This is a genomic window from Acinetobacter sp. 826659, from assembly GCF_000588515.1.
Taxonomy (GTDB): Bacteria; Pseudomonadota; Gammaproteobacteria; order Pseudomonadales; family Moraxellaceae; genus Acinetobacter; species Acinetobacter pittii.
The window spans coordinates 44,342-68,404 of record NZ_JFYD01000004.1; the positions used below are offsets into that span (position 1 = coordinate 44,342).

The 24,063-nt window shown below is 39.7% G+C and carries 21 protein-coding genes and 1 pseudogene; 10 read left to right on the forward strand and 12 right to left on the reverse strand.

The annotated features are described in order from the left end of the window. Positions 1-18 precede the first annotated feature (18 nt). From folK to mazG, 4 genes are all read right to left on the reverse strand, one after another. Positions 19-501, reverse strand: coding sequence for a 2-amino-4-hydroxy-6-hydroxymethyldihydropteridine diphosphokinase (gene folK / locus J663_RS09320; protein ID WP_032057517.1), 483 nt, complete (start codon positions 499-501; stop codon positions 19-21). Further along, a complete protein-coding gene (gene pcnB, locus J663_RS09325) occupies positions 498-1,961 on the reverse strand; it encodes a polynucleotide adenylyltransferase PcnB (RefSeq protein ID WP_033849290.1) in 1,464 nt (487 codons plus the stop codon). The genes folK and pcnB overlap by 4 nt, the downstream gene beginning before the upstream one ends. 125 nt (positions 1,962-2,086) lie before the next feature. Beyond that, positions 2,087-2,491, reverse strand: coding sequence for a ComEA family DNA-binding protein (locus tag J663_RS09330; RefSeq protein WP_002117268.1), 405 nt, complete (start codon positions 2,489-2,491; stop codon positions 2,087-2,089). Next, positions 2,460-3,266, reverse strand: a complete 807-nt coding sequence (mazG, locus tag J663_RS09335) for a nucleoside triphosphate pyrophosphohydrolase (RefSeq protein ID WP_002117253.1) — start codon at positions 3,264-3,266, stop codon at positions 2,460-2,462. Before mazG ends, J663_RS09330 begins: the two co-directional genes overlap by 32 nt. Before the next feature lie 112 nt (positions 3,267-3,378). On the opposite strand from mazG, the gene J663_RS09340 reads away from it, so the two are divergent. Continuing rightward, positions 3,379-4,152 (forward strand): SDR family oxidoreductase, encoded by a 774-nt coding sequence (locus J663_RS09340; protein ID WP_017399923.1) that lies wholly within the window; start codon positions 3,379-3,381, stop codon positions 4,150-4,152. 46 nt (positions 4,153-4,198) lie between these two features. Here J663_RS09340 and J663_RS09345 read toward each other — a convergent pair whose 3' ends face one another. Genes J663_RS09345 through cysM form a run of 4 tightly spaced genes read right to left on the reverse strand, consistent with a single transcriptional unit; the run spans position 4,199 to position 9,700 of the window. Next, positions 4,199-6,505: a RelA/SpoT family protein gene (locus tag J663_RS09345; protein WP_002117181.1), complete on the reverse strand. Its 2,307-nt coding sequence runs from the start codon at positions 6,503-6,505 to the stop codon at positions 4,199-4,201. Between the two features lie 30 nt (positions 6,506-6,535). Continuing rightward, complete coding sequence (gene rlmD / locus J663_RS09350; protein WP_033849292.1) at positions 6,536-7,927, reverse strand: 23S rRNA (uracil(1939)-C(5))-methyltransferase RlmD; 1,392 nt, start codon at positions 7,925-7,927, stop codon at positions 6,536-6,538. 9 nt (positions 7,928-7,936) lie between these two features. Next, complete coding sequence (locus tag J663_RS09355) at positions 7,937-8,755, reverse strand: 3'-5' exonuclease (protein WP_005066255.1); 819 nt, start codon at positions 8,753-8,755, stop codon at positions 7,937-7,939. Between the two features lie 12 nt (positions 8,756-8,767). Continuing rightward, positions 8,768-9,700: a cysteine synthase CysM gene (gene cysM, locus J663_RS09360; RefSeq protein WP_002117176.1), complete on the reverse strand. Its 933-nt coding sequence runs from the start codon at positions 9,698-9,700 to the stop codon at positions 8,768-8,770. Positions 9,701-9,872: 172 nt separating this feature from the next. Between cysM and J663_RS09365 the strand changes: the two genes are divergently transcribed. The 6 genes from J663_RS09365 (at position 9,873) to J663_RS09390 (ending at position 16,764) form a co-directional block, all read left to right on the forward strand. Beyond that, positions 9,873-12,680 carry an ATP-binding protein gene (locus J663_RS09365; RefSeq protein ID WP_033849295.1) on the forward strand — a complete coding sequence of 936 codons (2,808 nt, stop codon included), beginning with the start codon at positions 9,873-9,875 and terminating at the stop codon, positions 12,678-12,680. A gap of 93 nt (positions 12,681-12,773) precedes the next feature. Continuing rightward, on the forward strand, positions 12,774-13,562 hold the full coding sequence (locus J663_RS09370) for a crotonase/enoyl-CoA hydratase family protein (protein WP_033849297.1): 789 nt from the start codon (positions 12,774-12,776) through the stop codon (positions 13,560-13,562). Between the two features lie 12 nt (positions 13,563-13,574). Continuing rightward, a complete protein-coding gene (locus J663_RS09375; RefSeq protein ID WP_033849299.1) occupies positions 13,575-14,441 on the forward strand; it encodes an NAD(P)-dependent oxidoreductase in 867 nt (288 codons plus the stop codon). 16 nt (positions 14,442-14,457) lie between these two features. Beyond that, the gene (locus J663_RS09380) at positions 14,458-15,252 is read left to right on the forward strand and encodes a hydroxypyruvate isomerase family protein (RefSeq protein ID WP_033849301.1); all 795 of its coding nucleotides are present in this window, start codon (positions 14,458-14,460) and stop codon (positions 15,250-15,252) included. An 81-nt stretch (positions 15,253-15,333) separates the two neighbouring features. Further along, complete coding sequence (gene rsfS, locus J663_RS09385; RefSeq protein WP_001047580.1) at positions 15,334-15,735, forward strand: ribosome silencing factor; 402 nt, start codon at positions 15,334-15,336, stop codon at positions 15,733-15,735. 207 nt (positions 15,736-15,942) lie between these two features. After that, on the forward strand, positions 15,943-16,764 hold the full coding sequence (locus J663_RS09390; RefSeq protein WP_033849303.1) for an SDR family NAD(P)-dependent oxidoreductase: 822 nt from the start codon (positions 15,943-15,945) through the stop codon (positions 16,762-16,764). A 54-nt stretch (positions 16,765-16,818) separates the two neighbouring features. Here J663_RS09390 and J663_RS09395 read toward each other — a convergent pair whose 3' ends face one another. Genes J663_RS09395 through J663_RS09405 form a run of 3 tightly spaced genes read right to left on the reverse strand, consistent with a single transcriptional unit; the run spans position 16,819 to position 19,739 of the window. Beyond that, complete coding sequence (locus tag J663_RS09395; RefSeq protein ID WP_033849305.1) at positions 16,819-18,273, reverse strand: NAD(P)(+) transhydrogenase (Re/Si-specific) subunit beta; 1,455 nt, start codon at positions 18,271-18,273, stop codon at positions 16,819-16,821. Positions 18,274-18,285: 12 nt separating this feature from the next. Further along, positions 18,286-18,600 (reverse strand): proton-translocating transhydrogenase family protein, encoded by a 315-nt coding sequence (locus tag J663_RS09400; protein WP_000230434.1) that lies wholly within the window; start codon positions 18,598-18,600, stop codon positions 18,286-18,288. Between the two features lie 11 nt (positions 18,601-18,611). Next, positions 18,612-19,739: a Re/Si-specific NAD(P)(+) transhydrogenase subunit alpha gene (locus J663_RS09405; protein WP_032052909.1), complete on the reverse strand. Its 1,128-nt coding sequence runs from the start codon at positions 19,737-19,739 to the stop codon at positions 18,612-18,614. 238 nt (positions 19,740-19,977) lie between these two features. Here J663_RS09405 and J663_RS09410 point away from each other — a divergent pair, with 238 nt between their 5' ends. The 3 genes and pseudogenes from J663_RS09410 to J663_RS09420 all read left to right on the forward strand — a co-directional run bounded on the left by J663_RS09410 (position 19,978) and on the right by J663_RS09420 (position 22,590). Further along, on the forward strand, positions 19,978-20,904 hold the full coding sequence (locus J663_RS09410; RefSeq protein WP_033849306.1) for a DMT family transporter: 927 nt from the start codon (positions 19,978-19,980) through the stop codon (positions 20,902-20,904). Between the two features lie 68 nt (positions 20,905-20,972). Beyond that, entirely contained in the window at positions 20,973-21,383 is a 411-nt protein-coding gene (locus J663_RS09415; RefSeq protein WP_033849307.1) for a RidA family protein, read from the forward strand. 15 nt (positions 21,384-21,398) lie between these two features. Continuing rightward, positions 21,399-22,590, forward strand: a pseudogene (locus J663_RS09420) (MFS transporter). Positions 22,591-22,931: 341 nt separating this feature from the next. Here the strand turns inward: J663_RS09420 and J663_RS09425 are convergent. After that, entirely contained in the window at positions 22,932-24,062 is a 1,131-nt protein-coding gene (locus J663_RS09425) for a beta family protein (protein WP_033849311.1), read from the reverse strand. Position 24,063 lies beyond the last annotated feature (1 nt).

Sequence of the window (24,063 nt, forward strand, 5' to 3'; positions counted from 1 at the left end):
AACGTAATAAGTCAGGCTTTAAGCCCAAGACTCATCAGCAAGTACAGTCAGCGTAGGCTGCTGTATGAGTTCTAAATTTTTAAGTGGCTGATCATTAATATGTAAATCAGCGTCTAAATCTAATAAAGGAATTACAACGAAATCTCGCTCTAGAATTCCAATGTGTGGCACAGTTAAGCGCTCATTTTGAATTTTTTCATCACCATATATAAGCAAATCTAGATCTAAAGTACGCTCTCCCCAACGACGAAGACGTACACGACCAGCTTCTTGCTCAAATCGTTGTAACTGGTCTAACAAATCTAAAGGAGTGAGATCCGTATTTAGCTCTGCAACTGCATTTAAATAATTTGGTTGATCTTGAGGCCCCATAGGTGGACTTTGATAAAGTTTAGAAACTTTCACTCCACCTAAAGTTTTAAGCTTAGCAATGGCTTCAGATAAGATTTGGCGCGAATCACCCAAATTACTTCCTAAGCCAATATAGGTCTTCGTTGTCATTGCGTTGGCCCAAAAATAACTTGGCTTAAATCGCGTTGTACACGCTTACGCTTCAAAATCGGATGGTCGCTCATCACTCCAGCTTCTGAAGCAGAGGCTTTTTCAACGAAACGACCCATCGATTGCTCTTGTCGAGCACGTTCTTTTTTCCCACGACGGCTGCGTGGTTCAGGAATATCAACCAAAGGTTCGATTTCTGTCTCAACTTTATTGTTTTCAACAGGTTCAGCAACGGCTTTACGACGGTTTCTAGCCTTCTGACGATTGTACTGGCTAATTGCAGCTTCTTTTTCGTCATTCGACATTTCTTGGTACGCTTCCCACCAGCTTCCCATTCCCTGTGTTGTGTCATCACCTGACTTTTCACGAAGTAACAAGAAGTCAAAACCTGCACGGAAACGCGCATGTCCAGCCAATGCTTCAATTTGCTGTGGTTTCGGATTAAGCAAACGGGTCTGCATTTCCCAAACTTCACGAATAAAAGTTTCTGCAAAACGAGGAATCACAGTGCGGGTTGCCTGACGTTTTAAGACATCTAAACCAGCTTGTGCACGCGCTTCAGCTGGTACCACACCTTTAGATAAATAAAATTCACAACGCTCTAAAAATGGTTGCCACAATAAGACTGCATAGAAAAATGCAGGGTTAATTGTTTTACCCACTTGAATACGCTGATCTGTATTCTTTGCTGCTCTTAAAATAAATGGAGTGAGGTTAGGCTGAATATCGGCAAAGAGTTGTTTCCAAACACCAAACTCAATCAACATTGGCAAAACACGCGCCAAATGTCCCATTGTAAAGAGCTTCTGAGATTCATCATATAAACGATGCGGAGAAACATCACGTAATAATTGCGTCATCTCTGCATCAAATATATCGAGAATATCTGAATCAATTTTAAAATTTAACTTCGCTGCAAAACGTAAAGTCCGCAGCATACGCACAGGGTCTTCTTCAAAGCGCTGTGCCGGATCGCCCAATAAACGTAGAGTTTTATTTTTTACATCGTCAATTGCTTTGCAGAAATCAAGCACAACACTCTTACGCGGTTGGTAATATAGCGTATTGATTGAAAAGTCACGGCGAGCAAAGTCTTGTTCGATGGTTCCCCAGTTATTGTCACGTAAAATCATGCCTGAAGCACTAGTGACTGCTTTTTTTGGAGGAGCACGGAAAGTTGCAACTTCAATAAGCTCACGCCCTGAATAGACATGTGCTAATTCAAATCGACGGCCAATGATTCGACAACGTCGACCAAAAACTTCTTTAATCTGGGAAGGTGTTGCATTAGTGACTGCATCGAAATCTTTAGGATTAAGCCCTAGCATTAAATCACGGACACCACCCCCAACAATATAAGCTTCATAGCCAGCTTTAGTCAGGCTATCGATCACATCTAAAATCGAAGAAGGAAGTTGGGCTGTGGACAAACCACATTTTGACGCTCGCAAGGTTTGCAAAAGACGCTGTCTCCTACGTCAGGACGTAAATAACAAGTTGTCGCTAATCATAGCTCTAACGCACACAAAGGGCAATTTGATTCTCTGTAGTTTGCGCATGAAATGATAATTGACAGACAGATGATTTATAAAGTCAAACGCGTTTTATTCTTTTCAAAAATGGCTGGACCAATGCCCTTTACGTTTTTAAATTCATCAATATTTTTAAAGCCACCATTCTTTTGACGGTATTCTACAATCGCCTGAGCCTTTTTCTCACCAATACCTTTTAGCTTTTGGAGCTCATCAATATTGGCTTGATTCAAGTGTATTTGCCCTGACGAATCAGTCATAACTGAGCTTTTTGGACTATTAGAATGAGAGGCTTGTTGCATGCTCAACTTCTGATCATACATCTGCTGTTTAGCCTTCCACTCCTTAAAATTTTGATCAAAAGATTGAGCCTGAACAAAGGTTGAAGAAATCAGGCTCCAAAATAAAACAATGAAAATGTTGTGCTTATTCTTCCAAAGATTCATGCTGAGCTGCATGTGTTTTTTCCCCTAACTTTAACTGCCGCTTTGCCTGATTCCACAATTCATCCATTTCAAACAAGGTCATGTCCTCTAATGTTCTTTGCTGTTTTTGCGCTTGATCTTCAATAAAAGCAAAACGGCTTCTAAATTTATGTATTGTCGATAAAAGTGATGTTTCACTTGAAATCGCAAGTTTACGTCCAACATTGACTAATGAAAACAGGCAATCTCCAAATTCGTCTTGAATTTCATCAATATTTTGATTTTTTAGGGCCTGCTTAAACTCATCCAACTCTTCTTCTAGTTTTTCATAAGCATCTTCTACCGTTTCGAAATCAAACCCAACCTTAGCTACATTTGCTTGAATTTCTTGTGCCTGTAACAGAGCTGGCCCATGTTTAATTTCATCTAATCTTGATTGCCGCTTGCCTTGTTTTTCTTGTTGCTTAATTTGTTTCCAAAGCTCACTTACTTGTTCGGGTGTTAAAGTATTAAATTGATCTGCCTGAAAAACATGGGGATGACGGCGTATTAACTTTTCACTTATTGCCTCAACAACATCTTGAAAGTTAAAAGCGCCTTGCTCACTAAACATTTGTGATTGAAACACAACTTGCAATAACAAATCGCCTAGTTCATTTCTAATTTCATTAATATCACCTTGACGGATGGCCGCCTCGACTTCATACGCCTCTTCAATCGCATATTTAGTCAGTGACATTGGGGTTTGTTGTTGATCCCACGGACATTTTTCACGTAACTCTTGCATGATTTTAAGCAATTTATCCATGGTAACCCTCAAGTTTAAAAAGTCGGTCAGTCAAACTAAGATTTTAATTTGTTATGATCAAAATCAAAGCGATTAAATCAGTCGCACTATTGTACTGACAAAGAGAAAAAAGATGAGATACAGTATTCTGATTAGTGGTGCCGCTCAAGGTATTGGGGCTGAAATTGCACGCGTATTCTACAAACAAGGATATAAAGTAGGCATTTATGATATTAATGAATCGCTTGCTCAGGAACTAGCAAATGACTTAGGGCCAAATGCCCGTGCCGGCTATCTAGATGTAAGTGACTACAGCCAGTGGCAACACATATTAAAAGAATTTACCGAATGGGCTGGTGAACTTAATATCTTGGTAAATAATGCCGGTATTTTATATTCTGGTGCATTTGAAACAACTGATATTAAAGCTCATCAAAGAACAATAAATATTAATGTAAACGGCGTAATCAATGGCTGTCACGCTGCTCTCCCCTACTTAAAGCAAGCGTCTTTTGCACGCGTTATCAACCTCTCTTCAGCCTCTGCAATTTATGGTCAAGCTGATTTGATTTCTTATTCTGCTAGTAAATTTGCAGTTCGTGGAATTACTGAAGGTTTAGATGTGGAATGGAAAAAATATGGTATTCGCGTTTTAGATGTGATGCCGCTATTTGTACAAACTGCAATGGTTAACAATATGGATGCAGGCACCATTCAGAATATGGGGATAGATTTAACCCCAAATGATATTGCTCAGCAGGTGCTTACGCTTGTAGAGAAAAAGGCTCATTTTTGGACACCTACCCACACTCCAGTGGGTATAAAAACCAAACTGCTTTATCAACTATCAACGTTGAGCCCTCAGTTTCTAAATCGACTCACTAATATTTATTTATCTAGAAAGTAATTTGCAGTAAAAAGGCTGTCATTTGACAGCCTTTTTACTTAATTTATTAAACGCCTTGAATCATGCGTCGAGCACTAATAATTCCAGGTTGCTGCTCTAGGCGAGCCAATAAACGAGAAAGCTGTGCTAAACCTTTAACCTCAATGAGTAACTTCATATTAGCAATACCATCTGCCTCAGAAATTGTATTAACCTGACGAATATTGATTTGGTCAGAGAAAATCACTTGAGTTAAGTCTTTAAGCAGACCACGACGATCATAAGCTTCCACCACAATCTGAACGCTTTGACCACGTGTTGGCTGCATTTCCCAATCAGCTTCAACAGCACGCTCTGGCTCTTGCTTAATCATACGCTGATAGTCAGAACAAATGACTTTATGGATGCTGACACCACGGTTCAAAGTAATATATCCAGCGATTGATTCACCATGCACCGGCTGACAGCACTGAGCAATGTGCAGCTCTACATTATCTAAACCATCAATTAAAATGCCATGTGCTGATAGCGTATGGCTAGCACGCGGATTTAACGTTGGTTTAAGTACTAGTTCAGGCTCATCCTGATCTAGATGCATTTGGCGGTTCACCTGATTAATCAGGGCATGTAAGCTAATATCGCCACTGACCAGATTCACCAAAATGTCGTCGCCAGTCTTCACATTAAAATGTGATGAATAATCGTTTAAGTCGATACTTTTTGGGTGAATCGCAAGACGAGCTAACTCTTTATTAAGCAGTTCTCGGCCTACTTCAAGATTCTTACTACGGTCTTGCTGTCTAAACCAATGACGCAACTTGTCACGTGCACGAGAGGTTTTAATATAACCCAGAGAGTTCACCAACCAGTCACGGTTTGGTTCACGATCTTTTTTAGTTAAAATTTCAACCTGCTCACCCGTTTTTAAAGTATAGGTAAGTGGCACATAACGCTGGTTGACCCGCGCTGCATAACACTTATTCCCTACTTCTGTATGCACATGATAAGCAAAATCTAAAACTGTTGAGCCACGCGGCAATTCCTTAATATCACCATCACGACTGAAAACATAAATCTTCTCAAAGCCTTCAAAGTCTTGTAACTGTTCAAAGCCTTCTGTTTCATCTTCGTTTTGGTGTACCGTCGTTTCATTACGTTCTTGATAGTGTTCTAAAACGGCACGCAATGAATGCAAACGATGGTTAAAGGAATGGTCGGTATTCTTTGACCCTTCTTTATAGTTAAAGTGTGAACATACGCCTAACTCTGCTTCATCATGCATCTCGTGAGTACGAATTTGCACTTCAAGAGATTTGTTTTCAGCAATTACAGCCGTATGCAAAGAACGATAACCATTGGCTTTCGGATTGGTAATATAGTCATCAAACTGATGCGGAATATGACGCCAGATTTGATGTACGATACCTAAAGAGTGGTAGCACTCTGGCACACTATTGACCAACACACGTAAGGCACGAATGTCATAAAGTTGGTCGAAGCTCAGGTTTTTGCTCTTCATTTTTCGATAAATCGAATAAATGTGTTTTGCACGCCCTGTAATTTCAGCTTCAATGCCGTAAGACGCTAACTCATTTTTCAAACGGTCAATGACGAACTGAATATAATGCTCACGCTCTAAACGCTTTTCATTGAGTAATGAAGCAATCTCTTTATAACGATCTGGAGCCAAATAGCGAAACGCTAGATCTTCAAGTTCCCATTTAAGCTGAGCAATACCGAGTCGATGTGCCAACGGCGAATAAATAGTAAGGATTTCACGCGCTACACGTTCTTGGCGTTCACGAGAGGAATTTGCAAGCTCTCGCAAAGAATAAGTACGTTCAGCAAGTTTAATTAAAACAACACGAACATCTTCGGTCACCGAAATCAGCATTTTATAAATGCCGCTTAGATGTTCTCGTTGATTATTATTAAAGTGATCTTCTAACCGTTTATTTTTTTCAATAAGTTCTGAGAGTTTACCCATTGCCAAAGTACCTTTGACAAGGTTGTAAACTTGCTCTCCGAATTTCTGTTTTACTTCTTCTATATCGGTAATGCCTTCACGCACACTACGATAAAGCATTGCTGCTGATAAAGTATCTTCATCTACGTGAAGATGTGCCAGAATATCGGCCATTCCAACGCCTGTAGCAAAAGTATTGGAACGATGATTAACCGTTGAATCTAACTCTTTTTGCAGGGTTAAATGAGCGACTTTTTCAAGTTGTTCAAGCTCCGCCCCATCTAATATTTCACGCACCCGATCCAACCATGAGGCTAAACCGATTTGCGTTTCGGCGGCATGCTCTACAGTCGTTTCCTCTGACAACTCGGTTAGTTGTTCAGGTAACTGTTCACGTACTGTGACCATACCATTCTCCTCAATATGTAACTCATGTTTTTAATCGTTTATCTCTTGAATTTTTTCAAATAGTGCAATGGATTCAACATGTTCGGTATGCGTAAACATGTCCATCACTGCTGCTTTTTTTAACTGGTAACCATATTGGACCAAAACACCCGCATCCCTTGCCAGTGTAGCTGGATTACATGATACATAAACGATTCTTTTTGCTCCAAAATTTGATACATACTGCATAATTTCATATGCACCAGCACGAGGAGGATCAATCAATAATGCATCAAATCCTTGATTTGCCCAAGAATGATGCGAAAAATCTTTTGTTAAATCTTGTGAAAAGAAGGTTGCTTGCACCAAACTATTGCATTTCGCATTAGCTGTTGCTCGCTGCACCATTTCTTCACTCCCTTCAACACCGACAACCTGACCACTCTCACCAACACATCGTGCTAACGGGAGTGAGAAATTGCCCAAACCGCAAAATAGATCAAGTACCTTTTCACCTGGTTGCAACTGAAGCAATTCACATGCCAATTGAACCATCTGTTGATTTACTGTGGCATTGACCTGAGTAAAATCCAATGGCGAAAAAGCAAAATTTACATTAAACCTCTCCAAGGCATAATGTAAACGTAAAGCACCTTGTTCATCATCAATACGATGAATACTTTCCGGACCTTTAGGTTGCAAATACAATTGCCACCCTTTGTGTAACGCAAATTGCTTTAATTGGTTGACATCAAAATTGTTTAATTTTTCTACATGACGAACCAATAAAGAAACTTCATGATCACCTTTTGCTAATTCTACATGACCAATATGTGCTTTGCCTTTTAGACTTTGGAGTAAAGTGCGTAACTCAGGCAGACTATTTGATAAGTTTTTATCCAAAACACTACAGCTATGAATCGAAGTTAGACGATTACTATGATGTTCGCGAAAACCCATAATTAAGCGATCTGGTTTTGGCAAATAGCGCACACCGATTCGAGCACGACGACGATAATCGCTTTGTAAAGATCGAATCGGCTCTAGCCACTGTTCAGGCTGAATACCTGCAAAATGCTGTAAATGTGACTGAAGTACACTTTGTTTTAAACGGATTTGTTCATCAGGGTGAATATGCTGCATGCTACATCCACCACAGATCCCATAATGAGGACAAATTGCCTCGATACGATATGATGAAGGTTCTCCTAACAACTGCAACATTTCAGCTTCTTCAAGACGCTTCGCTTGATGGGTAATCCGAGCTTTTACAGTTTCTCCTGGCAATGCATAACGAATAAAAACTTTTTTACCATGCTTATCTGCCGGATGATCTGGATGAGAACCATAATGCGCAATTCCCCGCCCCTCATGAGAAAGTGTTTCAACCTGAAAAATATATTCTGGTTGTTGAAGGTTGCGGGATTTGGCTTGTTGTTTCAAAGAATGAACCTAAAAATCTGAAGAATTAAAATAGTGAGAAGTAAATTCAGTATGTTTTGAAGTGCGTTCCCATACTTCAAGGAAATCAGCCTGCTGTGGCATGGTCTGTAAATATTCAATACTCGAACTAATCCAATGGTTATGTTCATCTGCATTTAATTGGCCTTTTAGTACTAACCAACGCAAATAAATAAACCACGTATTGAGCACATCCCCTTCACAATAGCTCGTTAATTTTAACCACTGTTGATTACGAACATATTCAGGCACATGATAACCCGACTCACCACGCTTACCCGGCAAACCTAAAATACAGGCAATATCGTCAAGCTTTTGAAAATTACGGCCATTAAACATTGCCATAACGTCCATTAAGTCTATATGGCGATGGTGATAACGGTTTTGGTAATTATTAAAACGCTTCTGGCTATCAATCTCGCCTTGATCAAACAGACCGGGGGCAGATAGCCCATGATACATAGCGCGAAATAGGATAACTGGTAAATCAAATTGCGAACCATTCCAACTTACTAGAGTCGGATGGCGCTTATCAAAAATAGATAAAAATTTCTGTAAAATTTCTGCTTCAGAATATTGTTCTCGACTAAAAGAAAATAATCGAAAACCAGACTCATCGATCCATAAGCCAGAAATACAAACAATTTCATGTAAAGGCAAACGCTGAAAGTCCATACCAGATTCTTGACGACGGATTTTCGTCAATGCTTGCTCTACATCGGCCTCAGGTAAATCAAGATGATATAAATGCGCACCCGCTTTTAAATCAGTTAAAGTTTCAATATCAAAAACTAAGGTAGGGAAACGCATTATTTCTCTCAATTATGAGTTATCGTCCTGTACTGAAAACAGACCTGTAGACAAGTAGCGATCGCCACGGTCACAGATAATGCAAACAATAACAGCATCCGGATTTTCTTCTGCAATTTTGATTGATGCCCAAACTGCACCGCCTGAAGATGTACCAGCACTAACACCTTCCATACGAGCTAATTTACGCATAGTTTTTTCAGCTTCAATTTGTGGAATATCGATAATACGATCAACACGGCTACTATCAAAAATAGTAGGCAAATATTCTTTTGGCCAACGGCGAATACCGGCAATACTTGATCCGTCTGCAGGCTGTAAACCAACAATTTGAATATCTGGGTTTTGTTCTTTTAAATATTTAGAAACACCCATAATGGTACCGGTTGTGCCCATTGAACTCACAAAATGGGTAATTTTACCGCCTGTTTGTTTCCAGATTTCAGGACCAGTCGTCAGATAATGAGCTTCAACATTATCAGGATTACCAAACTGATTTAAAACGTGACCTTTACCTTCTTTTTCCATTTGTAAGGCTAAATCACGTGCACCTTCCATTCCTTGCTGTGGTGTCACTTCAATCAGCTCTGCGCCATAAGCCAACATTGCGTCTTTACGCTCTTGGCTCATATTGTTCGGCATAATAAGTTTCATTTTATAGCCGCGCATTGCCGCAACCATAGCCAAAGCAATACCTGTATTACCGCTGGTTGCTTCAATTAATGTATCACCCGGTTTAATTTGACCACGTTTTTCTGCCTGCATAATCATGTTATATGCAGGACGGTCTTTTACAGAACCTGCCGGATTATTACCTTCCAATTTTGCTAAAACTATCGCTTGCGTATGAGAAGCTAATCGCTGCAAACGAACTAGAGGCGTCTTACCTACATAGTGATCTAACAAAAATTCGTCGGCTAAAAAATCAGGTTGTGTATTACTCATGATCAACACCTATATCGAGGTGGGCCTATTGTATGAAAAAATGCTCGGTACTGCACCCATTTCAATATGCTTTTTCATGAAAGCGATTAAAGCTCGGTCATTTATAAAATGCCGTCTGTTTTAAAATAAAGCGTGATAAGATGCCCTACAGAGAGATAAATCTGATGTAGCCATGTCTAATTTCAATAAAACCTTATCGAAACGCTTACGTCTGAATCATGCATATGGACAATTAATTGCTCTTATTTTTGTGCCCATCATGATTTTAACGTGTGTTGGTGCTTTTCTGGTTTTAACTGAAACCTCACATTCAGTAAAACAACAACAGCTACATCATGCCTCAGCAATTTTAGCTCGCTACAATCAAATCGCGATCGATTTATATAAGCTTGTTGAACTAGAGCCCGATGAATATGATCACGCCCAGCACATCATGCAAAGCATGTTTAGTGAAAAAAATCTAAAACGTGCTGCTTTAATTGATAGTAATGGCCAGACCTATTTAAGTATCGGTTATCGCGACAATCGCTACTGGCCAAACTTTACGCAAAGTAGTAATTTTTTTGGTCCAATATCTTATAACCACAACAATATTTATGGACAGCGGATTAGCGACACACCCGGAAAAGCACCTGTCTGGCTCGTCATTGAAATGGATAATCAGCCCCTAGAATTGGCACGTTACCGTATTTTGATTGCCCTCGTCATTACTGGCTTAATGACCTTACTGTTACTTTTACTTTGCTTGAATTTTTATTCGCGTCGCTGGATTGCACCGATGTACGAGATTCGCATGCAGTTGCAACGTTTAAATGCAGACACGTTGGACCAGCATATGGTCATTAACAGTACAGGTGAATTACGCTTATTACAGCGAGATATTGCAAACGTTGTAAAACGCTTACATTTTAGCTTTTTAGAGTTAAAAGAACACACAGAACAAACCGAAGAAGACTTACGCAGAACTTTAGATACTTTAGAAGTTCAAAACATCACTTATCGTCAAGCGCGCGACCAAGCGATTTCATCGAATCAAGCAAAATCAGTTTTCCTTGCCAATATTAGTCATGAACTTCGAACACCTCTAAACAGTATTGATGGCTTTATTCATTTATTACTTCGTCAGCAAAATCTAAATAACGAACAAAACCTTTACCTGCAAACTATTCGCAAATCATCTGCCCATTTATTAGCATTAATTAATGATGTATTAGATTTCTCAAAAATTGATGCCGGTAAGTTAGAGCTTGAAACAGCACCCTTTGATTTAGAAGAAGCTGTCTTTGATGTCATGGATATGTTGTCTCCACTGGCTGCTCAAAAGCATATCGCAATGGCTTTTTATTATGCGGACAATATTCCACAACAAGTGATTGGTGATGCTTTACGCTTTAAACAAATTCTAACTAATTTGATTTCAAATGCGATTAAGTTCACTCCAGATGGCGAAATTATTGTTCGTGTTCGTATGGAACATGATGATATCGGACAATGCCTACTTCATTTTAGTGTTCAAGACAGTGGTATTGGTTTAAGCGGCACAGATCGTAAAAAATTATTTGAATCATTCTCGCAAGGTGATGCATCTGTTACACGCCAATTTGGCGGTACAGGTTTAGGCCTTGCGATCTCTAAACAGCTTGTTCATCTGATGCATGGCCAAATTGGCTTTGAGGATAACCAAGAACGCGCTCCAACAGAAAAGGGCTCGACCTTCTGGTTTACAGCACAATTTGTGGTAGATGAAGATTACGAGATTGAACACCCGCACTTTGAACATTTACAAGTGGTGTCTTATCTTGCCCACCCTGCTACAGCAAGTGTTTTACGTTATTACCTTGAGAACTATCATGTTCCTCATATCGAGACACAATCGATTCTGGACTTATTTAGTCGTTTAAAACATCTTGATCAAAAAGATAATACATGGCTCATTGTTGACCACAGCGGCGATACTGAAGCGTTATTAAAAGAAATCCGTAGTCGTTATCAAGGCAATTTGGCAGTCTATGGCTATCAAATGACACTTGAGCCAAATATGCTCAATGAATATCGTGCTCGCCCTCTCTATCAACCATTAAGTCGAAGCGGACTCATTCAATTATTAAATGATCAGCCTATTTTTGAAGAGGAGCAACAAGATTTTAATGGTCAAGGTTTACACATTCTGGCAGTCGATGACCACTTACCTAACTTAATTGTTTTAGAAGCCCTACTGGGTGAACTTAACGTTAGAACAACTAAAGCTCTCAGCGGTCAAGAAGCGCTGAACCTGATCCAAGAGCGAATTGACCAGAAGCTTAAACCATTTGATTTGGTATTTATGGATATTCAAATGCCTGTTATGTCAGGTATTGATACAACTCGCGCTATTCGCTCATTAGAGTCGACTTTAGATGGTGAAATGCAGCTTCCAATTATTGCATTAACCGCCCATGCCCTTGCTGATGAAAAGCACAAACTCCTCAAAGTAGGCATGAATGACTATGTTACCAAGCCAATTCAAATGGAACAAATTATCCAAATTTTAACGCAATGGACCAAAAACAACTTTACATCAAAAGCTCTAGATAAAGACCATCATGTCGTTGCAGAAGCATTAGACCCAGAAATTCTAAACTGGCAACAAAGTTTGCAGCTTGCAGCAAATAAAGAAGATCTTGCTCAAGATTTACTTAAAATGTTAGTTGATAGTTTCCCAACTGAGCTAGACGAAATGCAGCAGCTCATCGAGCTCGAAGACTTCCCTCAACTTGAGCATGTTTTACATCGTCTTTATGGCGCCACCCGCTATGTAGGTACTCCAAAACTGCAACAAGTGACAGGTGATTTTGAGCAATTTATTTCAACACTACGCAAAGAACGCCGTATAGCCGATGAAGGGTTTATTGAAGAAGTTATGAGACGCTTTGATGAGTTAGGACTTGTTGTTAAAGAAGTTGAAAGTGCTGCTCATCAAATCTTGGTGATTCCTGACTAGCATATCTACCAACTGGTATGACTGAGCTGTCATGTTTCCAAATTACAGCCATGTTATGCTCCGCTTATCGATAAAAAAATAAGCGGGAATTTCATGGCACTTTTACGTATTGAAAAGAATAATGGCATTGCAACAGTTTATCTAAACCGCCCTGATAAACGTAACGCCATGAGTTTTGCCCTTCTCAAAGAACTCGTTTCAACAGCAAAAGCCATTAAAAAAGATAGAGATATCCGCTGTGTGATTTTGACAGGGGAAGCACAAGTTTTTAGTGCTGGAATTGATTTATCTGATCTGAATAATCCGAAAAACTCCGCTTTTGCCATTTGGGAGCTTGTTAAACCTGGCCAAAGCCTCTTCCAGAAAGCATTTCTTATTTGGCAAAATTTACCTGTACCTGTGATTGCAGCTCTTGAAGGATATTGTTTTGGTGCCGGAATGCAACTTGCCTTAGCAGCTGATATTCGCATTTCTCATCCAGACACTAAAATGTCGATTATGGAAAGCCGTTGGGGCTTAGTTCCAGATATGGGACTTACTCGCTCATTGAAAGGCTTAATTGGTGTTGACCTTGCAAAAGAACTCACCTTAACAGCCCGTGTTTTTGATGGGAATTATGCAAAAGAAATTGGTCTTGTGACTCATTTAAGCAACTCTCCACTAGAAAAAGCCAATGAAATAGCTTCTGAAATGTTACAACGCTCACCTGATGCCCTAACTGCAGCAAAACGTGTACTTGATGCAATGGAACACCAACCTGAAAAGTCATTACGTCTAGAAAAAATCTGGCAACTTAAATTATTACTTGGTAAAAATAGCAAACTTGCTCGTAAAAAAGACAAACATCCGGAAGTTAATTTTTTACCACGCCAATATAAATAAAGAGCTTAGATTATGAATTTTGATCGTAATACCCCTATTGCTTTTTTAGGTATAGGGCTGATGGGGAGCCGCATGGCAACCCGTCTTATTCAGGCTGGTTTTCAAGTTGCGGTTTGGAATCGAAGCTTTTCTGCATGTGAAGAACTGATTGATATCGGCGCACAGCCTTTAGAACTTTCAGATATTGGTGAGTATCCTATTATTTTAACCTGCCTAGCAGATGACAAGGCTGTAGAAGCAGTATTTGAACAAATTCAGCCTAATTTAAAAGCTAAACAGGTAATTGTTGATTTCTCAAGCTTATCTGTTGCTGCAACAAAAACGCTTGCTCAAGCTGCTGCTGCGCATGACGTTATATGGATTGATTCACCAGTATCAGGTGGAACAGCTGGTGCAGAACAAGGCACACTTGTTATTTTTGCAGGTGGCGATGCTCAAACGATTACGGAATTAGCTCCTATTTTTAATGTCTTATCTCAACGTGTAACACGAATGGGTGATATAGGTACGGGTAAAGCCACTAAAATTTGTAATCAATTGATTGTGGCAGCAAATAGTGCTCTTATCGCTGAAGCTGTAGCACTAGCAGACCGCGCTGGTGTAGACACCACATTACTTGCTCCAGCTCTAGCTGGTGGATTTGCCGACTCAAAGCCATTTCAAATACTTGCACCACGCATGGCAACTCATACATTCGAGCCTGTTCAGTGGAAAGTTCAAACATTATCTAAAGATCTTAACAACGCGGTAACATTGGCTAACAATGTTAATTTAGATATCCCTGTTGCACAAAAAGCTCTATTACAGCTACAAACTCACCAAAAAAATGGCTTTGCTGAGAAAGATTTAGCTACTATGATTCAAGTAGTAGAGCAATAATAAACGGAGTTTGTGTATGGGTCGTCTTGCCGTTAACTTATCCATGATTTTTACCGAAGTTTCTTTAATTGAACGCTTCGCATTAGCCCATGCAGAGGGCTTTGAACATGTAGAAATCCAATTCCCATACGAACTTACCATTTCCGAGATTCAAGACCAACTTGAACGTTACAACCTCAATCTCTGTCTAATCAATGTGCCTGCTGGTGATCTTATGCAAGGCGGAAACGGTTTAGCAGGCATTCCCGGCCAAGAGATAGCTTTTCATGAAGCCTTAGAATTGGCCATTAGCTATGCTACTGCTTTAAAAGTTCCTCGTGTTAATATTTTAGCGGGTAAACAACCGCTAGATGCTGACTTACTTCCTTGTTTAAAAACGTTAGCAGCCAATTTAAAACATGCCTGCAACTTATTAAGTGAACATGGTATAGAGCCTGTTTTCGAAATGATTAATGGCACGGATATGCCACGCTTTTTAGTACAGAACATTGCACAGGGCCAAGAAATGTTAGAAGCAGTCAATCACCCTGCTCTCAAAATGCAATATGACTGCTATCACATGGCCATGATGGGTGAAGATGTACTTGAGGGTTTACAAGAAAACATTAACTTAATTGGTCATATTCAATTTGCAGACTGCCCGGGCCGCCATGAGCCTGATACAGCTCAAATTCCTTATGAACAAATTTTTTCTTGGTTAAAGCAAAGTTCATATCAGAACTATATTGCAGCGGAATATAAACCTGAAAATGCTTCAAATCAGTCATTTACATGGAAGAAAAAATACTTTTCTGATGATGTAAATATATAAACTGTTACGACTTCTGTTTGAAATTTAGTAAGAAAACCACTATATTAGATAGTGAGTAATTGTCAGGAAAATATACCCTATATGAATTTAGAACCATCGCCCAGCGTGTCTAATTCTCACGATTTCGCAATGAACACCTCAAATAAAGACGTACAAGCTTGTCTCAAAGTCGTCCACGACGCTTTAGTTGATGTAAAAGCAAAAGATATTCTCCAGTTAGATGTTAGCTCAATTAGCAATGTCGCTGATGCTATTGTAATTGCAAGTGGTACTTCTACTCGCCATGTCAAAGCACTTGCTGACAATGTTGCAGAAGAAGCTCGAAAAGCCGGTTTCCGCCCGATTGGCGTTGAAGGTGAACGAGATGCAGAATGGATCTTGATTGATCTCGGCTTTGTTGTAGTACACGTAATGCTACCAACAGCCCGTAAATTCTATGATTTAGAAAGCTTATGGCGTACCGCTCCAGAGTCGGTTGCTTAAAATTTTGCTTTTAAAAAAAGCGGCTCTTTTGAGCCGCTTTTTTATTTATCTAATATCGATTTTAATTACATTCAAATACGCAGACCCTACCCCCAAAGCACCAATCATCACTTACAACTAATTTTGACATGACAAATTGTCAAATTTGCAGCACTATACAAATTCTTGAAGTCCCCACCAATAAATAGCATAACCGGAGTACAGAAAGTGAAGATATTAATTACAGGTGCTAATACGGGCATAGGTTTCGCGACAGCAGAACAACTTGTTAAACAAGGGCAACATGTGATTTTGGCATGTCGAAATCCTCAAAAAGCGCAAGAGGCACAAAACAAACTACGCTCACTTAACCAAGGACAAGTCGATGTCGTTTCTCTCGACTTAAATAGTCTTGAATTAACTAGAAAAGCTGCCGATGAAATTGCAGAAAAATATGGCGATCTTGACGTACTCATTAATAACGCAGGTTTATTTGCCAAAACAAAACAACTGACCCATGAAGGCTTTGAGCAACAATTTGGGGTTAATTATTTAGGCCATTTTTTATTAACTCAAAAACTACTTCCAGTTTTACAACAGTCTCCTAAAGCGCGCATTATTCATCTTGCGTCTATTGCTCATTGGGTTGGCTCAATTAAACCCAATAAATTTCGCGCAGAAGGTTTTTACAATCCCCTCTTCTATTATGGTCAATCAAAGCTTGCGAATTTACTATTCAGCAATGCATTAGCAGAACAGTTAGCTGGAAGCTCAATTACCAATAACGCACTACATCCAGGCGGTGTCGCTTCTGATATTTATCGCGACTTACCCAAACCTGTCTATGCGGCGATGAAATTAGGCCTAGTCCCAACCTCAGTTCCAGCAAAGCTCATTACAGAAATGGCAACTTCTGAGGCATGGCAAAACCGCAACGGCGAATATGTCAGTGCACATATGCCAGACTGGAAATCATCACATGCTAAAAATCAGCAACTTGCACGTGACCTCTATCAACAATCTATGGACCTTGTAGAAAAATTTCTTTAAAAAAACAGCCCAAATAAAAAACCACCGAAAGGTGGTTTTTTATTTCAAAGCAGCTTAGTGGCCTGTACCGTTAATTGCTTTTGTCATATCTTCAACAACTTTCTTGGCATCACCAAAGATCATCATTGTTTTTTCGTTATAGAACAAGTCGTTGTCTAGACCAGCATAACCTGTTGCCATAGAACGCTTAATTACCATAATTGTACGCGCTTTATGAGCTTCAAGAATCGGCATACCATAAATTGGTGAGCTTGGATCATCTTTCGCAGCCGGGTTTACAACGTCGTTTGCACCAATTACAAGTACTACGTCAGTTGCAGGGAAGTCTGAGTTGATCTCATCCATTTCCAAGATGTCTTCATATGCCACGTCCGCTTCAGCAAGTAGTACGTTCATATGACCAGGCATACGACCTGCAACCGGATGGATTGCAAAGCGAACCGTTACACCCTGTTCTTTCAAAAGTTCACACAACTCTTTTACCGCATTTTGAGCACGACCTTGCGCCATACCATAACCCGGTACAATCACAACGCTGTCCGCATTTGACATCAAGAAGCCTGCATCATCAGCAGAACCTGAACGGTAGTTACGTTGAACTTGTTCACCTTTATCTGCAGATGCAACTGCTGCACCACCCATTGCCCCACCAAACAATACATTGATGATCGAACGGTTCATTGCTTTACACATGATGTACGACAGAATCGCACCAGATGAACCTACAAGTGAACCTGCAACGATCAACATGTTGTTTTCAAGAGTAAAACCAATACCTGCCGCTGCCCAACCAGAGAATGAGTTAAGAAGCGATACCACTACAGGCATATCACCACCACCCACCGGTGCAATCCAAACCCAACCAAATGCAAGTGCAAGTGCTGTCATTGCCCAGAAAGCAGTCATGTTGCCAGTCGTGAAGAAGTAGAAACCACAAGCCAACATCGCAACAAAGATAAGTGCTTGAACAGGTTTAACCCATGCACCAGAAATTGTTTTAGCCCATTTTTTCGCAGCCAATTTACCGTACGCAAACACAGATGCAGTAAAGGTAATCGCACCAACGAAACAACCAACAAACAACTCAAATAAGTGAACCTTGCTCATGTGTGCATGTTGCACGCCAGCTGCTGTTAAAGCCGCTTCATTTTGAACGAATAGTTCAGTAAGTTGGTTGTTATGTAAAATTGCAGCAATCGCAATTAAAACAGCAGCCAAACCCACCAATGAGTGCATAAGCGCAACTGTTTCTGGCATTTGCGTCATTGGTACTGTACGTGCGCGCGCAATACCCACGATTGCACCTAACACCATTGCCCCAACGATCATCCAAATAACTGGGTTATTCGCAACAAAGAAGGTTGTTACAACTGCAATCGCCATTGCGATCATACCGTAACGGTTACCTTGAATTGCCGTTTTAGGACCAGATAAACCACGAAGCGTCAAGATAAAGAGGATTGCACCAACAAGGTACAACCAGTTTGCATTTGCTTGAATAAATTCCATGTCAAAGCCCTCTTATTTCTTTTGCTTAGGCTTGAACATTTCCAGCATGCGTGCAGTTACTGCAAAGCCACCGAAAATATTAATGCTTGCCAAAAATACTGCAATCGCACCGAGTACGCTCACCACATTCACACTTTGAAATGCAACGTTAGCATCCACACCTAAAACTGGCAGACCTACAGTTTGCAACATCGCACCTACCACAATAATAGATGACAACGCATTAGTTACTGCCATAAGTGGTGTATGCAAAGCTGGCGTAACACCCCAAACCACGTAATAACCTACGAAGATGGCAAGGACGAAAATTGTAATAGTTTCAACCATGAGAAATCTCCTTAACCACGCTTAAGCAGTACTTGACCGCCATGAGTGACCAATAGGGCTTTTTGGATTTCGTCTTCCTGATTAATCGCAAAGTTTTTCTCTTTGTCGAATAAGGTCTCTACGAAATTAAAAACGTTACGCGCATACAATGCAGAAGCTTCTGTTGCTACAGTTGCCGGAATATTTGGAACACCCAAAATTTTCACGCCATTTTCTGTAAACACAGTCTCACCAACTTTAGAGCCTTCAACGTTACCACCAGTTTCAACAGCCATATCTAAAATGACAGAGCCTGGTTTCATCTTGGCAACAGTTTCAGCTTTAATCAGACGCGGCGCATCACGACCTGGTAACAATGCAGTAGTAATCACGATGTCAGCATTAGAAACAGCTTTATCTACAATCGCAGCTTGGTCTTTGATGTATTGCTCACCCGGCATCCATCCATAACCATTTTTAGCGGCATCTGCTGCACGTTGTTGCTCTTCTTCAGACATTGGGACGTCTAACCACTTGCCACCTAAAGACTCAACTTGATCTTTTGCTGTAGGACGTAAGTCTGTCGCTTCAACAATTGCACCTAAACGTTTTGCAGTTGCAATCGCCTGAAGACCAGCAACCCCAACACCCATGATTACAACACGCGCAGGCTTTACAGTACCCGCAGCAGTCATAAGCATTGGGAACATGCGTTGATATTCAGCAGCAGCAAGTAAAACCGACTTATAACCAGCTAAGTTTGCTTGAGAAGACAACACATCCATGTTTTGTGCACGAGAAAGCGTACGAGGAAGCAGTTCTAAAGCAAAAGCAGACACTTGTTGATTCGCAAACTGATCTAGCTCGGTGTTACGATAAGGATCAAACATTGCTACAACAGCGGTATTTGCTGCAAGTTTCTGAATTTCCGCGCCCTGTGGTGCGCGAACTTTCAAAATAATTTGACTACCCGTATAGGCATCATCCGTAATGGTTGCACCGACCTGTTCATAAGCACTATCAATGTACGCAGCCTTTACACCAGCACCACGTTCAATCACAACGCTATGACCAGCGCTAATCAACTTCTTTACTGTCTCTGGCGTAGCAGCTACACGATTTTCACCGACGACAGTTTCGGTTGGGATTCCGATCTGCATGAGCGTTCCTCAAGCTAATTTCTCATTGTCAAAAACATTGCAAGCTGCAATGTTTCCCCCATGTGTATTCTTTGTACAGAATTTGGATTCTAATTGAACTTTTTTAAAATACCACCCACTATTTATTTAATAAATACCCATATTTTGAACTGATGATTCACGATATTTGTTTAGGGGTGTAATATAAGAAGGTTTTTCTTTTTTTGCAGACAATAGTCTCTCTTATACAGTCCTGTATATGAAAATTTCTTTATCTTCGTTTCAAATCGGGTCTTTTTTTGCTCTTTGCTCTGCGTTTCTATTCAGTACCAAAGCAATTTTTATTAAACAGACTTATGCCCTTTCTCCATTAGTAGACGGTACGATCTTGATGGCTTTACGTATGTTAAGCGCCTTACCGTTCTTTCTATTAATTTGCTGGTTTAACAGGCATCATAATCAGGGCATAAAAAAGAAGGATTGGCTAATTTTAATTTTTGCCGGTCTATTAGGCTACTACTTTGCAAGTTGGCTCGATTTCATGGGTCTTATGTTTATTAGCGCCTCTCTAGAACGAATTATTCTATTTTTATATCCCACGCTTACTGTCATAGTCTCGAGCTTACTCTACAAACAAAAATTAGATGTAAAAAGTTTATTTGCCATTTTTCTTAGTTATGGTGGAACGGTACTGGTTATGCTTCAGGAGCACAACAACGCACCAATTCAGGGCAACTTCTGGTTAGGAACAAGTTCCGTATTTGCAAGTGCCGTGGCTTTCGCTGGCTATTTGTTGCTGACGCCACCTCTCATTAAGAAATTTGGCTCTTGGAATTTCACAGGGTTAGCCTTAACTGTGGCTTGTATCGGCACATTAACTCATTACGCATTAAGTACACCTCATCCAATTCAACTTCTATTACAACTTCCCTCTAGTGTAATTTGGTATGGCATTGGCTTAGGCTTTTTAGTTACCGTGCTACCCACCGTTATGCTCATGCAAAGCATTGAACGATTAGGTGCCTCTCAATCTGCAATGATTGCTTCAATTGGACCAGTTTTAACGATTTTGCTTGCCGTTGCTTTTTTAAATGAACATCTCAATATGTGGCAATGGGTCGGCTGCCTTCTCAATATTGTCGGTGTCATGATGATTACACTCAGAAAGAAAAGACTAAAATATTAAATTCTCTTGACCTCAACTTAAGTTGAGGTTGGATACTCATCTAAATTTTAATGAACGGTTGAGTTCCAATGAGTCAAGAAACTTTTAAAATCATAAATCCATCAACTTTATATAACCCAACTCCTAACGCTTATAGTCATGTTGCTGTAGTGGAAAGCTTTAAGAATATTATTCATGTAGCAGGTCAAGGAGGCGAAAATTCCCAAGGTGAATTAAGCCCAAGTTTTGAAGAACAAGTGATCCAAGTCTTTGATAATATTCAATATGCTTTAAAAGCAGCCAATGCAGAGCTTAGCAATATTGCTGTATTGAGAGTTTTAGTTGTTGACCACTCGGTCGAAAAACATCAAATTTTGATTAAAATTATGCAAAATTTATGGAAAAATCATCCTTTTCCTGCCTGTACACTTATTCCTGTGCCGCGCCTTGCGCTAGAACACATGCTTATTGAAGTTGAAGCAACAGCATACACCCAATAAAACTGAGAGAACGTCATGTCTACCCCTGAAGATATCAGTCAAAATAAACCTTTGCTTTGGTTGATGGCAGCAGCATGCGGTTTATGTGCAGGTGTGAATTATTATTGTCAGCCGCTGATTCACTCCATTCAGCAAGAGTTTGCTGTAACTCAGGCACAAGCTGCTTTAACTGTAACATTTGCTCAAGTGTCTTATGCCCTCGGTTTACTATTTATTGTCCCAATGGGTGACATCGTTAATAAAGCCAAAGCTATTCCGTTTTTGATGGTACTTTGCGCAGTTGGCCTATTTACATCTGCTTTTGCCGTGAACTTACCCATGTTATGGATCGGTACAATTTTAGCGGGATTGTTTTCTGTTGCTGCCCAAGTCCTCATTCCACTTGCAACCATGACAGTAAAACCCGAAAAAACTGGCGAGATCATTGGTTTTTTAATGAGCGGCTTATTGGTCGGGATTTTACTCTCTACCAGTCTAGCTGGATTATTTTCCAACCTTTTCCACTGGAAAATAGTGTATGTCGTAAGCGGCGTATTAATGCTTCTGTTGGCATTTACTTTAAAAAGTCGCTTGCCTTATGTCTTACGTATGAAAATGAACTATGGGCAAATCTTTGTTTCCATGGCTCAGCTTTTAAAGCAAGAAAAAAGACTCTTATTAAGAGCACTTACAGGTGCTTTTGCCTTTGCAGCAGTAAGTACCTTGTATTCAACCATCGCATTACTTCTCACCTCAGCACACCATTTACCAGATCTATTTATCGGACTAGTACCTCTAGTCGGTATCTTTGGGGCATTATCAACACGCTATATTGGTAAATATGCCGATCAAGGCTACACAAGATTACTTACATGGATGGGCTGTGGATTGTTCTTGATAAGTTGGATTTGTTTCTACTTCGGACAAACTCTACTTTCTACTTATATTATTGGATTTGCTTTAATTCAATTAGCACTCGCACTCGTTCACACCAGCAACCAGAGCATTATTTTCCGTTTACGTCCAGATGCTAAATCACGTATTAATGCTATTTATATGACCACTTATTTTATTGGAGGAGCTGGTGGCTCTGCCTTAGGGATTTTTGCTTGGAATCATGGCGGGGGGGCTATGACATGTGTTGCAGGGGTGGGGGTCGTTGTATTTTGTATTTTTTTTTGTGTCATTTGATGCTTTCTTACAAAAAAAGCAGCTCGCTCACTCATGAAGTAAATTGTTATAAATCATCTTTCTATATTCAACATAAGGGTGGTTATAAATTACTCGGTTAAATGCCACTGTCGATTCAGGGCTAAACCCCGTATAATGCTGCCCTTTCATTAATTTAGCGACTTTTGGGTCTATTGGCTATGCAATCACTTCAATCGTTACAACCTCGTATTTCTGTCGCACCTATGATGGATAGGATCAACTAATATAAAATAATTATTAATATTAAACACTTAATAAGAAAAATAAAAATCATGGTGTAAATTTAGTGTAAAAATTTAATTGCTGAAAAATAATTAAAAAATCCAGTCCCTTTTGAAGACTGGATTTTTATTTAATCTATTTTTGATAAGCTAGCTCAAAAGATCCTATTTCCTCTAAGACATGCCGAATATGGTGATTTGTATCAATTGCAACCCATTGCGTAGAACTTCCTATAAACCCCTTGATACCATGCGCGCACTCAAAAATTTTATTATCCCCCCAACTAAAGCTCGCGTCTTCATAATAGATAGAATTAATTAATCTCATTGCTAATTGCTTTCTATGTTTATGACTTCCGCCATCTCTAGAAAATGGGTGACCTCTTACGACATAGTAATTTTTATCTATAGTGTAGATAATTTTTCCATTTGTATGCTGATTAATAATTTGCTTTTCTGCAGCTGGATGCCTTGCCCCATGATCTGCAAACTTCAATTTAACATTAGGGAACATGTTTCTTAATGTCTGCCATACAACCATTTCCTTTCGAAGTACCGGACCATCCGTATCATGATCTTCGATGGCTTCCGCAATGCTTGAAGGATATGAAGCCCCACTGATAGAAATGTATTTAAAATCATATTCAGCCAATACTTCTAAAAAGTCTCTCGACTTACTTAGCATCTGCTCAATTGTTATACGATTGACACTTACATCACCAAAATCTAATAAAATAGAACAATTATTTTCTGCTAATTTTAAATCAGAAATAATTGATTCTAGCTGTTCTTTAAAAAAATCAGGTTCATCAATATCATACAGTGCATCACCATCTAGTCTTATACAAAAATAAGGAGCCTCTGGATAATTTAAATTTTTCATTGTTTGATGATAAAGACTACTCATTTGATCAAACCAACGGTCATAACCAATTACAGGAACTACCTTTACTCCTAATGCAAACAATTTGTTATAAGTATAGGTTATGAAATGCTCACCATTCTCCAATAAAGCTTCAGATGGTTTCCAAAAATAACCATCCACTAAAGCAATATTTCCACTCCATAATTTCCCTATTTTCTCACAGCGGCTATTAACATCAACAAGTCTTGAAGCCCCTTCTTTATAAACATTAGGCATTTCAAATAAAGGGTGGAACGTTGGCTGTATTTGATATTCTAACTGCTCAGACCTAATAGGTTTTATCGCATCAAATTCACCTTGCTTCGCTTTCATGATTGGGACATATTCTGGAATTTTCATCATC

Coding starts and splice junctions, on each gene's coding strand:
- J663_RS09400 (WP_000230434.1), bottom strand. CDS start 18,600: ATGGTTGAAACTATTACAATTTTCGTCCTTGCCATCTTCGTAGGTTAT.
- J663_RS09330 (WP_002117268.1), bottom strand. CDS start 2,491: ATGCAGCTCAGCATGAATCTTTGGAAGAATAAGCACAACATTTTCATT.
- J663_RS09370 (WP_033849297.1), top strand. CDS start 12,774: ATGGCACTTTTACGTATTGAAAAGAATAATGGCATTGCAACAGTTTAT.
- J663_RS09405 (WP_032052909.1), bottom strand. CDS start 19,739: ATGCAGATCGGAATCCCAACCGAAACTGTCGTCGGTGAAAATCGTGTA.
- folK (WP_032057517.1), bottom strand. CDS start 501: ATGACAACGAAGACCTATATTGGCTTAGGAAGTAATTTGGGTGATTCG.
- J663_RS09355 (WP_005066255.1), bottom strand. CDS start 8,755: ATGCGTTTCCCTACCTTAGTTTTTGATATTGAAACTTTAACTGATTTA.
- J663_RS09345 (WP_002117181.1), bottom strand. CDS start 6,505: ATGGTCACAGTACGTGAACAGTTACCTGAACAACTAACCGAGTTGTCA.
- J663_RS09340 (WP_017399923.1), top strand. CDS start 3,379: ATGAGATACAGTATTCTGATTAGTGGTGCCGCTCAAGGTATTGGGGCT.
- J663_RS09365 (WP_033849295.1), top strand. CDS start 9,873: ATGTCTAATTTCAATAAAACCTTATCGAAACGCTTACGTCTGAATCAT.
- J663_RS09395 (WP_033849305.1), bottom strand. CDS start 18,273: ATGGAATTTATTCAAGCAAATGCAAACTGGTTGTACCTTGTTGGTGCA.
- mazG (WP_002117253.1), bottom strand. CDS start 3,266: ATGGATAAATTGCTTAAAATCATGCAAGAGTTACGTGAAAAATGTCCG.
- J663_RS09375 (WP_033849299.1), top strand. CDS start 13,575: ATGAATTTTGATCGTAATACCCCTATTGCTTTTTTAGGTATAGGGCTG.
- J663_RS09415 (WP_033849307.1), top strand. CDS start 20,973: ATGAGTCAAGAAACTTTTAAAATCATAAATCCATCAACTTTATATAAC.
- J663_RS09380 (WP_033849301.1), top strand. CDS start 14,458: ATGGGTCGTCTTGCCGTTAACTTATCCATGATTTTTACCGAAGTTTCT.
- J663_RS09425 (WP_033849311.1), bottom strand. CDS start 24,062: ATGATGAAAATTCCAGAATATGTCCCAATCATGAAAGCGAAGCAAGGT.
- cysM (WP_002117176.1), bottom strand. CDS start 9,700: ATGAGTAATACACAACCTGATTTTTTAGCCGACGAATTTTTGTTAGAT.
- J663_RS09410 (WP_033849306.1), top strand. CDS start 19,978: ATGAAAATTTCTTTATCTTCGTTTCAAATCGGGTCTTTTTTTGCTCTT.
- rsfS (WP_001047580.1), top strand. CDS start 15,334: ATGAATTTAGAACCATCGCCCAGCGTGTCTAATTCTCACGATTTCGCA.